The following is a 13314-nucleotide window of genomic DNA, read 5'->3' on the forward strand; positions in this document are numbered from 1 at the left end:
CCGGGCTGCGCGGATGCTGTGAATCGCAATCTAGCGATGTCGGATATTGTTCGACTCCCTATCGCCCGTAGTGAAAGAAGGAGAAGCTATGCACATTTTACCGACATTTAGGCGCCTGTTGATCGCCCTTGCCGCAACCGTCGCGGTTATGGGCACATTGGTGGCGATGAGCGCACCCGTCCAAGCAAAGTCTGCCGAAATCTCTGTCCAGCAAAGCGGAATCCATATAATTAATCGTTCTGCGGGCGGAGGTCTGCACCTCCGGATCACATTCGGGAACGGCCTCAGTTCGCCTTGGGTAACAGGCGGGCAAGCCATGTTCATTACTCCGCGAGACGAGATATACCAAACTTTTCGAGTCTACATCAAGCGTCATTCGACTGGTGCGACCCGTCAGATCCCCGGAACGCATGTGTACAGCCCGTACAGAGGTAATACAGTAACGTTGACCGGAACCTGGGATGCGCCTGGTGTTTCAGTTTCATCATAGCAACTGACTCTATCCGCCATAAGGTCCGCACTGAACTAACGCTACTCATCTGCCGCTGAACTCGAAATCGAGTGAAGAAAATTCAGTGGCGGCCTCCTGCTAAGTGCCGTTTGCATGTGAGGGCTCGACGCGACACCGTCAAGCCCTCACGTCTGCAGCTCGGTCGGCCTTGTGCTCACGGTGCCGCGGCTGTTGGAGCTGGGCGGGTTTGTCGGCTTGGCGCTCATGGACCTCTTGACTCCGAAGAACGCTCTGCTGGTGCCCTTGATTCGGCGTCAAGGGGTCGTCGGTTCAAATCCGGCCGTCCCGACAGCGTGAGGGCTTCCACAGGTCAGAGCACCACAGCAGTCCTCTTTTCATAGCTCGACATGGATGCCTGGTCTGGTGCGCCGCTGTTGGACCGTTTGACTCGCCGAGGTTGCCGCCATGTTGAAGATCGACATCACCAAGCGCACCGTCGATCTGTCCGGAGTCTGGGCCGGATTCCTGCATGACTGGGACCGGACCCTGCGAGTCGGATCACCCACGACCAGTGACAGTCGGAGGTGGCCATCGTCGAGGCGGTGCGGCTGTGCGTGAGACGACACCCGGCTACCCGCTGGAGGCGGAGTCGGGCGAACCTCCTGCGTTCTGCCTGGTCCTCAACCGGACAAGCACTTGCCGCTGCGCCTGGGTGGCCGGGCACGACGTCCGATGGCGCCCGTTCATGGGCTTGCCGCTGTGGCGCCGAAACGTACCTGCTCGCGGATGTATCCGGCAACGACCCTCACCCCCATCCGATCCTGCCCCGGATCAGCGGGCTGGATCCAGGTCCGCAACGGTGACCCCACGGGACCTGCCGTTTCACCCGGACGGTCTGCCACCGGGGAACGGCCCGTCGCAGCCTCGCCGGCCCCGTCGCCCAGAGGCGAGTCCGTCCAGCAGGCGACTTGTGGCGCACTCTGGTGGGGGTCGGCGTCAAGCAAGGAGCCGTAACCTGCGCCTCCCGCGTGACTCGTCTTCGGCCGCGCGGGTGAAGAGCTCGCCGCCGTTTGAGGCCGCCAGCCCCGTGGCAGACCCCGCTGTCGGCTCCGCCACCGTGGCGGCCGGCGCCAATACCGTGCCAGAATCCGCCACTACCAGCGAAGACTCCGCGAACGCCAACTGCGGCTCGAGTATTAGGCTAGTGAAGGATGTCCCGGAACTCCGGTTGAAGGCCGGCGGTACCGGCGATCTGAGCGCAGCGTGCGTCTGTCGTGCAGGCGTTGATGGCTTGGGTGTCGTCCGTTGGAAGCTCGGTGTTGGCGTCGATTGTCAGGTCCTCGACCGGCCCGCACATCCAGAGTGGACCGTTGTCTGCCCAGTAGTTGCCGCTGAAGCGGATATGGGATATCGCCCCGCCGAGGTCTACGGCCGAGCACCCGCCGGTCGATCCGAAGACGAAGTCGTAGATTACGTTGTCGGTCACTCGGATCCAGCTGGAGCCCCAGTCCGTGTACACCGCCCAGTAGGGCTGCTGCATGTCGTGGACGAGGTTGCGGGTGATCAGGGCGGAGTTGTCCCAGGAGTCACCGTGGCCGAACGTGGTGTAGATGCCACCGCCGTCGTACAGATACTTCATGTAGTCGAACAGGTGGTTGCCGACGATCGTGGCGCCCGTGTTTGTCCAAGTCGGCCCGCGCCGCGTCACCGTCAACACCGTCGCGCCCGGCGTCATCGACACCGACATGCACCAGGGGCGTCTCGTCGGCGACGCGCTGGCCTGGCTGTCATCCCTGACACCCATGGGCCGGATCGGCACGCCCGAAGAGGTCGCTGACGTAGTGGCCTTCCTCGCCTCCGACGACAGCCGCTGGGTGACCGGCCAATGGATCGACGCATCAGGTGGCACACTGCTGTAGCGAGCACGGCCGACCTCGTCGGCGGGCGCGACGCACCGGTCAACCACCTGACCTTCAGCTTCACCTCCACCGGGTCTGAGGAGCCGTGGGTGCGTCGATAGGCAGCTGACTACTCGATCGCGAGGGCCGATTCGGCGGGTCGGCCTCGCGTCGCCCTCCAGGCTGGCAAGAGCGTGGCGGCGAGGGTCAGCAGGACGGTGAGGCCCGCGATCGCGGCGTAGGTGAGCGGCGATCCGGCAGGTATGACTGAGTCGAGGCGCTTGAGGCTGACCGGGATCAGGATGGCGAGCGAGGCCGCGGTGCCGAGCACGACGCCGCTGACGGCCACGATCGCGCCTTCGATGCCGACCATCCGGATCACCTGACCGCGGGTAGAGCCCGCGAGCCGCTGCAGCCCGAACTCCCGGCGTCGCGCCGAGGTGCTCGACGCCAAGGTGTTGATCACGGTGATGGAGGCGTACCCGGCGATCATCAGCACCATGATGTAGATCGCGAAGTTGGCGGTCGTCCGCTGCTCGTCGTACTCCCGGAGGAGGATGTCCCGTCCGCTCACCGTCAGCGCCTTCTCCGAGTCGAGTGATCGGGTCAGCTCTGCGGTGAAGTCCTCGGGGTCGGTGTCCTGGTCGGCGGTGACCAGGATCCGGGTCGCGGATCCGTCGGTCGTGTGGGCGGCCAGGGTCTCGGCCGGGAGCAGCAGGGTGTCGTAGTCGTCGGGGGCGCTGAACAATGCGGCGACCTGCACGTCGAGCGTGGTGTTGTCGCCCATCCGCAGCGTGATCGGGTCGCCGACGTCGATGCCCAGCCTCCGGGCGTGCTCGGTCTCGAGTGCGACCGTGTCACCGACCAGAGCGTCGAGTGCGCCCGCGGTGACGTCGACGGGCGTGGTGGCCTCCGCACCGTCGGCGCTGACGCCCTGGAGGTTCCAGCCCTCGCCCCCTGGCGAGCGGTCGTCCGGCTCCTCGATGAAGCCGGTGCTGCTGATGTACGCCGACGCGCCGGCCACGCCGGGGAGCTCGTCGATCTGCTCGACGAGCTCCGGGTCGACGCCGCCTTCGGCGGTGACCACGGCGTCGGCGACCAGGGTGTCCGCGAAGCTCTGCCGGTCGGCGTGGTCGTTGGTCGTTTGCAGGTAGAGCATTCCGGTCGCCACCCCGGTCAGCAGGATGACCGGCCCCATCACGGCCGCCATCCGGCCGGTCCGGCCGCGGGTGTTGAGCACGGCGAGCTCTCCGGTCACGCCGCCCAGCGCGCGGACCGGCCACTGCAGGAGGTAGGTCATCACCTTGCCGAGGACGGGGGCGAGCAGGGCGAATCCGATTGCGAAGACGATGACCGCAGGCGCGGCGGTGGCGGGGGTGAGCGGTCCGCTCATCGCCACGATGGTCACGAAGGTCAGCGCGACCCCGCCACCGAGCAGGAGCACTGCGAGGAACATCCGCCAGACGCCGATCAGCCTGCCCTCGAGGGAGACCTCCGCGAGGGCCTGGGTGGGTCTGATGCGCGCGGCTCGCCGGCCGGCACTCAGGGCCCCGGCCAGCGCGGCGAGGATCGCGATCCCCATCGAGGCCACCGTCGGTATCCAGCCAAGGTGGAACGCGACCCCCTCGGTGGCGATGCCGCGCTCCGTCAGCTGGTCGAACATCAACTCGCCCAGGAACCGGCCCGGGGCGGTGGCGAGCGCGGTGGCGACCAGCGCGAGGACCGAGGTCTCGCGCAGGATCAGCCGGCGCACCTGACGGGGCGTGGAGCCGATGGCCCGCAGCAGCGCCAGTTCCTGCTGACGCTGCTGGATGGACAGCGCGAGCATCGAGGCCACCCCGAAGATCGACACCATGATCGCGAAGGCGGTGAAGACACCGGCCAGAGCGACCACGTTCACGCTGCTGCCCTTGGCCTCGCGCAACTCTGCCTGGCCTCGTTCGTCGCCGACCAGGGTGGTGGTCTGGCCGTCCAGGTCGGCGTCGATCCGCTCACGGACCTCGCCCAGGTCTGCTCCGGGCTCGAGCACCACTCCGATGGCATCAACGGTCCCCGCCGGCGGCTCGCCGTCGAAGACGTAGGTCCTGGTCCTCTGCACGCCCGGGAGCGCGGAGATCGTGCCCGCCACGTCGGCGTCGACGCGGACCCGCTCGGGCAGGATCGCCGGTTCGTCGGGATCGCCGCCGAGAGCGTCGTACTCCTGGTTGCCGGCGACGACGATGTCGGCCGAGGCCAGCTGCTGAGGAGGTACGGCGGTGCGGATGCCTGTCTCGATCAGGCCACCACAGGCCATCAGGATGGCCGCGGCACAGAACATGGCGAGGAACGCCGCCACGAACGTGCCCATCCGGAACCGCAGGGTACGAAGCGCGAGCTGCAGCATCAGCGGTGCCCTTCCCCGGTCATCGCCGGAGCCGGCAGTGCGTCCTCCTCGGCGAAGGCACCCAGGTGGGTCATCCGCTCGGCCACGGCCTCGGCCGTCGGCGAGCGCAGCTCACCCACGAGGTTCCCGTCGGCGAGGAACAGGACGCGGTCGGCGTACGACGCGGCGACCGGGTCGTGGGTCACCATGACGATCGTTTGACCGGCCGTCTGAGCCGAGTGCTGCAGCAACCCGAGGACACCCCTCGCGGTCCTCGTGTCCAGCGCGCCCGTCGGCTCGTCGGCGAAGATGACCGCGGGGTCACTGATCAGCGCCCGTGCGATGGCGACCCGCTGCTGCTGGCCGCCGGACAGCTCTGCGGGACGGTGCTTGCTGCGCTCGCCCAGCCCGACCTGCTCGAGCACGCTCTTGACCCGGCCTCGGGCCGGCTTGCGACCGGCGAGCCGCAGCGGCAGCGTCACGTTCTGTCGCACGGTGAGGACCGGGAGCAGGTTGAACGCCTGGAAGATGAAGCCGATCCGGTCCCGGCGCAGCATGGTAAGCCGGGTCTCGTTCATGTCGCTGAGCTCGTGGTCCTCGAGGAGGACCGAGCCCGACGTCGGCCGGTCGAGCCCGGCTGCGCACTGCAGCAGCGTGCTCTTGCCGGAGCCCGACGGGCCCATGATCGCCGTGAACGTGCCCCGGCCGAACCGCGTCGTGACACCGTTGAGGGCGACCACCTGGTTGTCGCGCTTGCCGTAGACCTTGCGTACCTCGGTCATCCGGACCGCGTCGGTGGTCGTGCTGCCGTCGTTGGGCATCGCTCGCGCCGCCTTCCTGTCCGGGTCGGCCGGACTGTCGGGCCCAACGCTCCCCTCGGACGCCGCCTGGCGTCGTCGTCTCTGGCGACCGTCTTCCTCTGGTGCGCACAGACCGGCCACCTGCGGGTGCCTAGTGCCTGCGCACCAGATGACGACGGTCGCTGCGGACGATGACCGCCGGGTGGTTGCCGCGTACTTTGGGACGGGTGCTGCCGAACGTGGAGAGCGAGGCATTCGTCCCGCGGCCACGAGCCTCGTGGTGGCGGGAGGGCGCGACCCTCGCTGCCACGTTCGCGCTCTGCCTCGCCGGCGGCGCCGTGCACATCGACGACACCTTCGGCCCGCCACCGGCGGCGGCGTACGTCGTCGCGGGCGTGATGTGCGCGCTGCTGCCGCTGCGGCACCGCGCGCCCCTGGGCGCCCTGGCGGCCACGACCCTGTGCGGCATGCTCGTGGCCCCGCTAGACCTGATGCTGACCCCGCTTGTCGTCGCGCCCGTCGGGGCTACCGCCTATGTGGTTGCCCTGCGCGACGAGCGGCGTACGGCGGTTGGCGCCCTCCTACTGTCAGCGGCGCTGCTGGTCTCGACGGCCGCTCTCGTCGAGACCCTGTCGTGGCAGGACGTGAGCCGGTTAGGCACGGTCGCCGCGGTCCCGCTGGTGGCCGGCGTGCTCGGTCGGTCGGTGCACAACAGGCGGGCCTACCTGGGGGCCGTGGAGGAGCGGGCCCGCCGCGCCGAGAAGACCCGGGAGAGCGAGGCACGCCGCAGGGTCGCCGAGGAGCGCGTGCGCATCGCCCGCGAACTGCACGACCTTGTGGCCCACCAGATCACTCTGGCCAACGCCCAGGCCGTGGTCGCCGCGCATCTGTTCGACGCACATCCCGAGCAGACCCGCAAGGGCCTGGACGACCTCATAGAGACCACCCGTAACGCACTCGACGACCTGCGGGCCACGGTCGGCCTGCTGCGCCAGTCCGGCGATGCCGTCGCACCCACCGAACCAACGCCCGGGCTCTCCCAGCTCCCCGCCCTTCTTGAGTCCTTTCGCCGCGCCGGACTGGAGGTGTCGGTGGACCAGAAAGGCACGGCCAGGCCGCTGCCGCCGGGGGCGGACCTCACCGCCTACCGCATCATCCAGGAGGCGTTGACCAACGTGACCAAGCACGCCGGCGCCGGCAGCGCCCGGGTGCGCCTGGTCTGGAACCGCCACCGTCTCGCCATCACTGTCGCCGACGACGGGAAGGACGCTCGTAACGCGCCGCACGCGTCCACCGGACAGCGCCTCCTGACGCTGCCGGACCGGCCACCCGGCTACGGTCTGATCGGGATGCGTGAGCGGGCCGCTGCGGTTGGCGGACAGCTCTCCGCGGGCAGGAGCCCGGAGGGCGGCTTTCTCGTCTCCACCCACCTGCCTCTTCCGCCCGTGCGGAACATGGGGGCGAGCGACGGAACGCCCGATGCTGACGGGCGGATGGCCGACGCGACGGCGGGCGACGGACGCGCGAGCGAGGCTGAGGTCGGCCCAGGGATCGGCGAGGTCCCGTGACCGTCCGGGTGCTGCTCGCCGACGACCAGGCCCTCCTGCGCCAGGCGTTCCGGACGCTCCTCGCCACCGCCGATGACATCACGGTGGTCGGCGAGGCCGCCGACGGCAGGGAGGCGGTGAGCCTCACCAGGGAGCTGCGCCCCGACGTGGTGGTCATGGACATCCGGATGCCCGGGGTGGACGGCCTCACCGCCACCTCGGAGATCTGCGCGGACCCGGAGCTGCAGGCCAGCCGCATCCTGATCCTCACCACCTACGAGACCGACGAGTACGTCGCCCAGGCGCTGCGCGCGGGAGCGAGCGGCTTTATCGGCAAGGGCATCGGGGCGGCGGACCTGCTGGGCGCCGTCCGCACGATCGCCGACGGCGAGACCCTGCTCTCGCCCGCCGCGACCCGTGCGTTGGTGGCCCGCTTCCTGGCCACGCCGGACGACGCGCCCCCGCACCTGCCCGAGCAGCTCGACGTGCTCACCCCGCGCGAGCGCGAGATGGTGGCCCTTGTCGCGACCGGCCTGTCCAACCAGGAGATCGCAGAGCAGGTGTTCCTGAGCCCCTTCACCGTCCGCGCACACGTGCAGCGCGCCATGACGAAGCTCCAGGCCCGCGACCGTGCGCAGCTTGTCGTCATCGCTTACCAGACCGGCCTGGCCCGCGGCGCTGACCGGCTGCCCTGACCAGCTGCCCGTAGTGCGGAGCCACTACGACCGGTGTGCGGCTGGTCCGGTCGCACCACCAGAGGTCGGTGGCTGCGGACGATGTGCGGCGCAGCCTCGGCGAGCAGGGTGGGAATCGCCCCCATCCACCTGGCTCCCTGGAGTGATCAGCAGTGGCAACGCACGCACTACCGGACCGGATCTCGACGTACGACGAGCCGACGCCACCAGCGGCCCACATCGGCAAGGCGGCCGTCGTGGCCCTCGGCCTGCTGGCGGTCGCCACCGGTGCGCTCGAGTCGGTGGTGACGCCGACACTGCCGCTCCTGCAGGACGAGCTGGACCTGAGTCCGGCCGCCGGGGCGCTGCTGAGCATCGCGCTCCTCATCACCGGCGCGATCACCACACCGGTGGCCGGCAAGCTCGGCGACCGGTACGGCGGCAAGCGGGTCATGGTCGTGCTGATGAGCGTGGTCGCGGCCGGTGGTCTGACGTCCGCGTTCGCGCCGAGCTTCCCGCTGCTACTGCTCGGCCAGATCCTGCAGGGAGCGATGGTCGGCGCGCTGCCGCTGTCTTTCATCCTCGTGCGCGGCCACTTTCCCGCAGCGGAGGCGAAGGTGGCCATCGGAGTCGTCAGCGGGATGTTCGTGGGCGGGGGATGGCGGGAACGCTGTCGGCTGGGCCCGTGGCCGAAGCGCTGTCGCGGCACTGGATGTTCGCGCTGCCGACGATCGCGGTGATCGGGGCGACCGCCCTCGTCCACCGGCTGGTGCCGGCCGATCCGCCGGGCCACGTAGGTGAGACCAGGCTCGACTGGCCCGGCCTCGCTCTGCTCAGCGGGATGCTTGTCACTCTCATGCTCACGCTGTCACTCGCACCCGAGCTGGCCTCGCAGCCCCTGGTGATCGTGGCCCTCGTCGTGGTCCTGGCCGGGTTCGTGGTCGCCTGGACCGCCGTCCAACGCCGCGCGGCCTCGCCGATGATCGACCTACGCATGCTGGCCCGGCCCGCAGTGTGGCGGGCGTGCGTGCTCACATTCGTGATCTGCGTCGGCACCTCGGCGCCGGTCTACCTCATCCCGCAGCTCTTAGCAGTCCCCACCAGCGGGTACGGCTTCGGGGCCAGCGCCACCGAGATCGGCTTCTACCTGTTGCCCGGAGCCATCGCCGCCGCACTGGCGGGGCCGCTTGCCGGGATCGGATCCAAGCGGTTCGGCTCGCGCGCTGTCGTCACCGTCGGGGCCGTCACCATGGTCACCGCCCTGCTGGCCCTGGCCGCCGTGCACACCGAGGTCTGGCACCTCGTCGCCGCCAAGGCGATGGTCGCGCTCGCCAACGGTCTGATCGTCACGGCGATGGTGACCACCACCGCCACGTCCGTCCACCGGGGCGACACCGGCATCGCCACCAGCGTGGTCCTGGTGACCCGCGTCCTCGGCTACGCCGTCGGCACCCAGGTCTGCGGTGCGCTGCTCACCGCCGCGACCCCCGCCGGGGCGGACGTCCCGGCCGAGTCGGCCTTCGTCACCGGCTTCCTCATCGCCGGCACCGTCGCGGCGCTGTCCCTGCTCGTCACTCGCAACCTGAAGGAGTCCCTGTCATGACACTCACCGACCTGCCCACCCACCGCCGTGCGGCGGAGCGCACGGTCCTCGTCTCCGGGGCCAGCATCGCTGGGCCCGCCCTCGCATTCTGGCTCAACCACTACGGATTCAACGTCACCATGGTCGAGAAGTCGCCCACGCCGCGCCGCGGCGGCTACCCGATCGACGTGCGCGGCACTGCGCTCGAGGTCGTGCGGAAGATGGGGATCCTGCCCCGCCTACAGGACGCGCACATCGACCTGCGCCGGCTGACCTTCCTCGCCGGGGACGGCAGCGAGGTGGTCTCTCTCCACCCCCACACGGTCACCGGCGGCGTCACAGGGCGGGACCTGGAGATACGCCGCGGCGACCTGACCGCGGCCCTCCACGCGGCGCTGCCCGCTGACGTCGAGCTCGTCTTCGACGAGTCCATCGATACGCTCGAGCAGTCCGACCACGGGGTCGAGGTCACCTTCCGCGGCGGCGGCCGCCGCACGTTCGACCTCGTGGTCGGGGCGGACGGCCTGCACTCACGCACCCGCGAGCTCGTGCTCGGCCCGGAGGAGCAGTACCACCGCTACCTCGGCTACTGCTTCGCCGGATTCACCGTGCCCAACACCTTCGGGCTCTCCCACGAGACCGTGCTGTGGAACACCCCGGGCCGTGCCGCCGCCCTGTACGCCGCCGGGGACGGCGACGAGCTTCACGCCCTCCTGAGCTTCGCCCGCGCGGAGGCGCCGAACGGCGCGTTCCAGGACCCGCAGGCCCAGCGGGACCTGGTCAACGAGGTCTTCGCGGACGCGGGATGGGAGGTCCCGGGACTGCTGGCGGCCGTACACGAGGCCGAGGATCTGTTCTTCGACGGCGTCAGCCAGATCCGCATGCCCCGCTGGTCGAGCGGTCGGGTCGCACTGGTCGGCGACGCCGCGTACGCACCGTCGTTCCTCACCGGGCAGGGCACCAGCCTCGCCCTCGTGGGCGCCTACATGCTCGCCGGCTCCCTGGCCCGCCACGACCACACCGGCGGCTTCGCCGCCTACGAGCACGACACCCGCGGGTTCGTCACTGCGAACCAGGACCTCATCGGCAACGGCGACCCTACCCTGCTCCCGACCACCGCCGAGGCCCTGCAACAGCGCAACGACAGGCTGCGCAATCTCTCCGCGCTGCCCCTGCGCAGGGGCGAGCAGCGCATTCCGCGCTCACCCTGCCCGAGTTCGCGGCCGCTGGGTGACTCGTCGCCAGTCCACCATTTTGAGCGATCAGATTGGTGACCGCTGGTCACGGACGACCTTCTCGGCCTTGAGCCATCGCTTCTCCAGGACGTCGAACCAGCGGCGTGGAAGTCGTGTCACAACGCGGGAAGGACGGCCGCGGCGATGACAATGTTGTTCACGATCGACCCGGTGACGGTGCGGGCGATCGCTTCGGCGGCGGCGTGAGCTCCCCGGACGCCTCGCTCGAGGTGCTTGGCGCGGTCGATGACGTCGGCCGTCCAGGGGATGTCGGGCTCGAACCGGGCCAGTGTTCCACTTGCCCACAACAGCGCCGCGAGCGCGGCGATCCGGGGTTGCGGTTCGGCGGCATCGACCAGCGCTTCGCGCACACCGGAGAGCAGGACGGCCCGGCGCCCGGACCCGCCGTCCTCTAGGACTTCCGCGCTGCGACGGCCGAGCGTCTCGCGGCTGAACCGCCGGATGTCACCGCGCCGGGCCAGCCGGTCGATTAGCGGGCTGCGCAAGACCGGCCCGATCGCCACCAGCGCCGCCTGGACACCCCAGGGCTTCGCGGCGATGTGGTCCCACGCGACTCGCAGGACGTCGTCCGCCGGCGGGTGATCCGCGACTGCCTCCATCCGGGTCGACCCGCCCATCCCAGGGATATACCGCACGTGGCTGCCGAGCCCGAGGTCGGCGAACGCCGCTCCGGCGAGAACATAGGTGAGTGTGCTCTCGCCGGCGATGATGCCGGGGTCCGGCTGGAACAGGAGAAGCAGGAGATCTTCGGCCAGGGTCGGTGGTCCCAGCCGGACTTCGCCTGGTCGGTGTGCCACGGCAAGGCTCCTCAAGATGCGAGATCCGTCCACCTCCGAGTGAAGACCGTGTTCTCGGTACAGAGTCAACCGTGGTCCCTCATCTGCTTGACTTGACCAAGTCGCTGGAGCACGGCGGCCTTCGGGGCGGTGCCGAGCAGGTCGACGCCAACCGCGCGGATCTCGGCCCAGCCACGTCGGCGACGAAGGTGGTAACCGGTGTGCCGACAGCCGGTCGGTCAGGGCCCGCGTCAGACTTCCCGCAACAGTTCGACGACGCGCGCCTCAGCGCGCGCACTCGCTGGGATCGGTAACCATGCGAAGCCTTCCCCGGGTCACTGATCCGCGGGTCCTCCCAGCCGACACCGAGTCGCCGGAACACAGTCAACAGGCACGACCCGGCCCCTCCATCTCGCCGTCAACTGCGTCTTGACTCGGTTCTGACCGCACAGTCTTCACTGGCCTCATCTACAGGGAGGGAAGACGATGCGCAGAACTTTGTCGATTGCGCTGGCCGTCGCCGTCGCCGCGGGGACGACGGCACCGGTCCAGCGGGTGTCGGAAACGGAGACGTTACGTACGTCGAGCACGTTGCGGTGGGGGCCGTGTCCGGCCGACGTGACCTCGCCCGACCTGGAGTGCACGATGGTCCAGGTGCCGCTGGACTACCGGAATCCGCAGGGGCGGACGATCGACATCGCGGTCTCCCGGCTCCCGAGCAAGAATCCGGCCCAGCGCCGCGGGGTGCTGCTGACCAACCCGGGCGGCCACGGCGCCTATGGGCTTCTCGCCATGAACACCTGCGCCAACGACACGGTGACGACGTTCCTGACCACCGGGCAGCGCCCGCACCGCGACATCGCCTGCGCGGCCGAGCCTGGCTGACCGACGATCGTCGCGTCCTTCCGAACTCACATAACCAACATCCGTGGTCGGCGAGGCCGGGGTCCCACAGGATCCCGGCCGGTCCTCGCGCACGCGATGGGTGGCACGTAGATGCCACTCCCCATACCTGCTCGGCCAACCCGACGCCGTGGCGCTCCGGCCGCTGGGCTGAGACCAGCGGCCGGTGGCGGCCATGCGGGGTTCGATTTCAGCGTCTCTCCAGAACATTCAGGTGGGTGAAAGCGAAGCCGTGGTCGTACTCGGTCTTGTAGTTCACGCTAGCACATGAGATCCGATCGGTACAGAAAGCGCTCGCCGATCGGCCGCCGCGACGACCTACTGGTAGAAGTCGCTCGGATCGCCGGCGAGGGAGGCCTTCACGTGGGCGCTCCAGTCGTCGGCGACCACCTCGATGCGGTCCTGCTCGAGCCCGTCCAGGGCGGCTCGGACAAGCACGGCCGGGTCGCCCTTGGGCCCGTCGTAGTCGCTGAGGTCGGTGTCGGCCGCGCCCAGGTGCAGGGCGGTCACCAGGGTCTTCTGCTCCGCGAGTTCCAGGCGTACGCCGTTGGTCAGGTTCCACTCGGCGGCCTTGGCCACGCCGTACGCGGTGTGGCCGGGGTAGTTGAACCACGACATCGCGGACAGCACGTTGAGGATCGCCCCGCCGGCCAGCCGCGGCGCGAAGGCCCGGATCATCCCGAGCGTGCCCAGAAGTGGGTGTCGAGCTCCAGCCGGATCCGGTCGAGATCGCCGGTGACCAGTCCGGTCACCGTGTCGATGCCGGCGTTGTTGACCAGCAGCGTGACGTCCGTCGCGGCGGCCGCGGCGGCGGCGATCGACGCGGGGTCGGTGATGTCCAGCCGGAGCACCGTGGCTCCGGGGAGGTCGACAAGTTCAGGTCGGCGGGCGGTGGCGTACACCTTCGCACCGCGGGCGAGAAGCTGTTCGGCGAAGTGCTTGCCGAGACCACGATTGGCCCCCGTGACAAGGGCGACTGCTCCTGAGATCTGCATGGCTTCGACGGTAAAACCTGACATTGATGATAGAGACAAGTCTCTGAGAGCACTGTCACGCACCGCATGC

General features: G+C 69.2%; 11 protein-coding genes and 1 pseudogene. 7 read left to right on the forward strand and 5 right to left on the reverse strand.

Annotated features, from left to right (window positions below):
* Nucleotides 1–1652: 1652 nt before the first annotated feature.
* Nucleotides 1653–2090: a hypothetical protein gene (locus tag Pflav_RS05835; RefSeq protein WP_173034344.1), complete on the reverse strand. Its 438-nt coding sequence runs from the start codon at nt 2088–2090 to the stop codon at nt 1653–1655.
* 16 nt (nt 2091–2106) lie between these two features.
* Between Pflav_RS05835 and Pflav_RS05840 the strand changes: the two genes are divergently transcribed.
* Nucleotides 2107–2370, forward strand: coding sequence for an SDR family NAD(P)-dependent oxidoreductase (locus Pflav_RS05840; protein ID WP_173034347.1), 264 nt, complete (start codon nt 2107–2109; stop codon nt 2368–2370).
* Nucleotides 2371–2479: 109 nt separating this feature from the next.
* On the opposite strand, the gene Pflav_RS05845 is transcribed toward Pflav_RS05840, so the two are convergent.
* Entirely contained in the window at nt 2480–4732 is a 2253-nt protein-coding gene (locus tag Pflav_RS05845) for an ABC transporter permease (protein ID WP_173034349.1), read from the reverse strand.
* Nucleotides 4732–5532 carry an ABC transporter ATP-binding protein gene (locus Pflav_RS05850; RefSeq protein WP_173034351.1) on the reverse strand — a complete coding sequence of 267 codons (801 nt, stop codon included), beginning with the start codon at nt 5530–5532 and terminating at the stop codon, nt 4732–4734. Before Pflav_RS05850 ends, Pflav_RS05845 begins: the two co-directional genes overlap by 1 nt.
* Nucleotides 5533–5738: 206 nt before the next feature.
* On the opposite strand from Pflav_RS05850, the gene Pflav_RS05855 reads away from it, so the two are divergent.
* From Pflav_RS05855 to Pflav_RS05870, 5 genes are all read left to right on the forward strand, one after another.
* On the forward strand, nt 5739–7079 hold the full coding sequence (locus Pflav_RS05855) for a sensor histidine kinase (protein WP_232071013.1): 1341 nt from the start codon (nt 5739–5741) through the stop codon (nt 7077–7079).
* The gene (locus tag Pflav_RS05860) at nt 7076–7753 is read left to right on the forward strand and encodes a response regulator transcription factor (protein ID WP_173034355.1); all 678 of its coding nucleotides are present in this window, start codon (nt 7076–7078) and stop codon (nt 7751–7753) included. The genes Pflav_RS05855 and Pflav_RS05860 overlap by 4 nt, the downstream gene beginning before the upstream one ends.
* Nucleotides 7754–7905: 152 nt before the next feature.
* Nucleotides 7906–8472, forward strand: coding sequence for an MFS transporter (locus tag Pflav_RS43345; protein WP_197938002.1), 567 nt, complete (start codon nt 7906–7908; stop codon nt 8470–8472).
* On the forward strand, nt 8418–9335 hold the full coding sequence (locus Pflav_RS05865; RefSeq protein ID WP_197938004.1) for an MFS transporter: 918 nt from the start codon (nt 8418–8420) through the stop codon (nt 9333–9335). Before Pflav_RS43345 ends, Pflav_RS05865 begins: the two co-directional genes overlap by 55 nt.
* Nucleotides 9332–10588, forward strand: coding sequence for an FAD-dependent monooxygenase (locus Pflav_RS05870; RefSeq protein ID WP_232071014.1), 1257 nt, complete (start codon nt 9332–9334; stop codon nt 10586–10588). Before Pflav_RS05865 ends, Pflav_RS05870 begins: the two co-directional genes overlap by 4 nt.
* 77 nt (nt 10589–10665) lie before the next feature.
* Here the strand turns inward: Pflav_RS05870 and Pflav_RS05875 are convergent, their stop codons facing one another.
* Nucleotides 10666–11367: a GPP34 family phosphoprotein gene (locus Pflav_RS05875; protein ID WP_197938006.1), complete on the reverse strand. Its 702-nt coding sequence runs from the start codon at nt 11365–11367 to the stop codon at nt 10666–10668.
* A gap of 465 nt (nt 11368–11832) precedes the next feature.
* Here Pflav_RS05875 and Pflav_RS05880 point away from each other — a divergent pair, with 465 nt between their 5' ends.
* Nucleotides 11833–12231, forward strand: a complete 399-nt coding sequence (locus tag Pflav_RS05880; RefSeq protein WP_173034358.1) for an alpha/beta hydrolase — start codon at nt 11833–11835, stop codon at nt 12229–12231.
* Between the two features lie 336 nt (nt 12232–12567).
* On the opposite strand, the pseudogene Pflav_RS05885 reads toward Pflav_RS05880, so the two are convergent.
* Nucleotides 12568–13244: pseudogene (locus Pflav_RS05885) on the reverse strand (SDR family oxidoreductase).
* Between the last annotated feature and the right edge of the window lie 70 nt (nt 13245–13314).

Source organism: Phytohabitans flavus (assembly GCF_011764545.1).
GTDB lineage: Bacteria > Actinomycetota > Actinomycetes > Mycobacteriales > Micromonosporaceae > Phytohabitans > Phytohabitans flavus.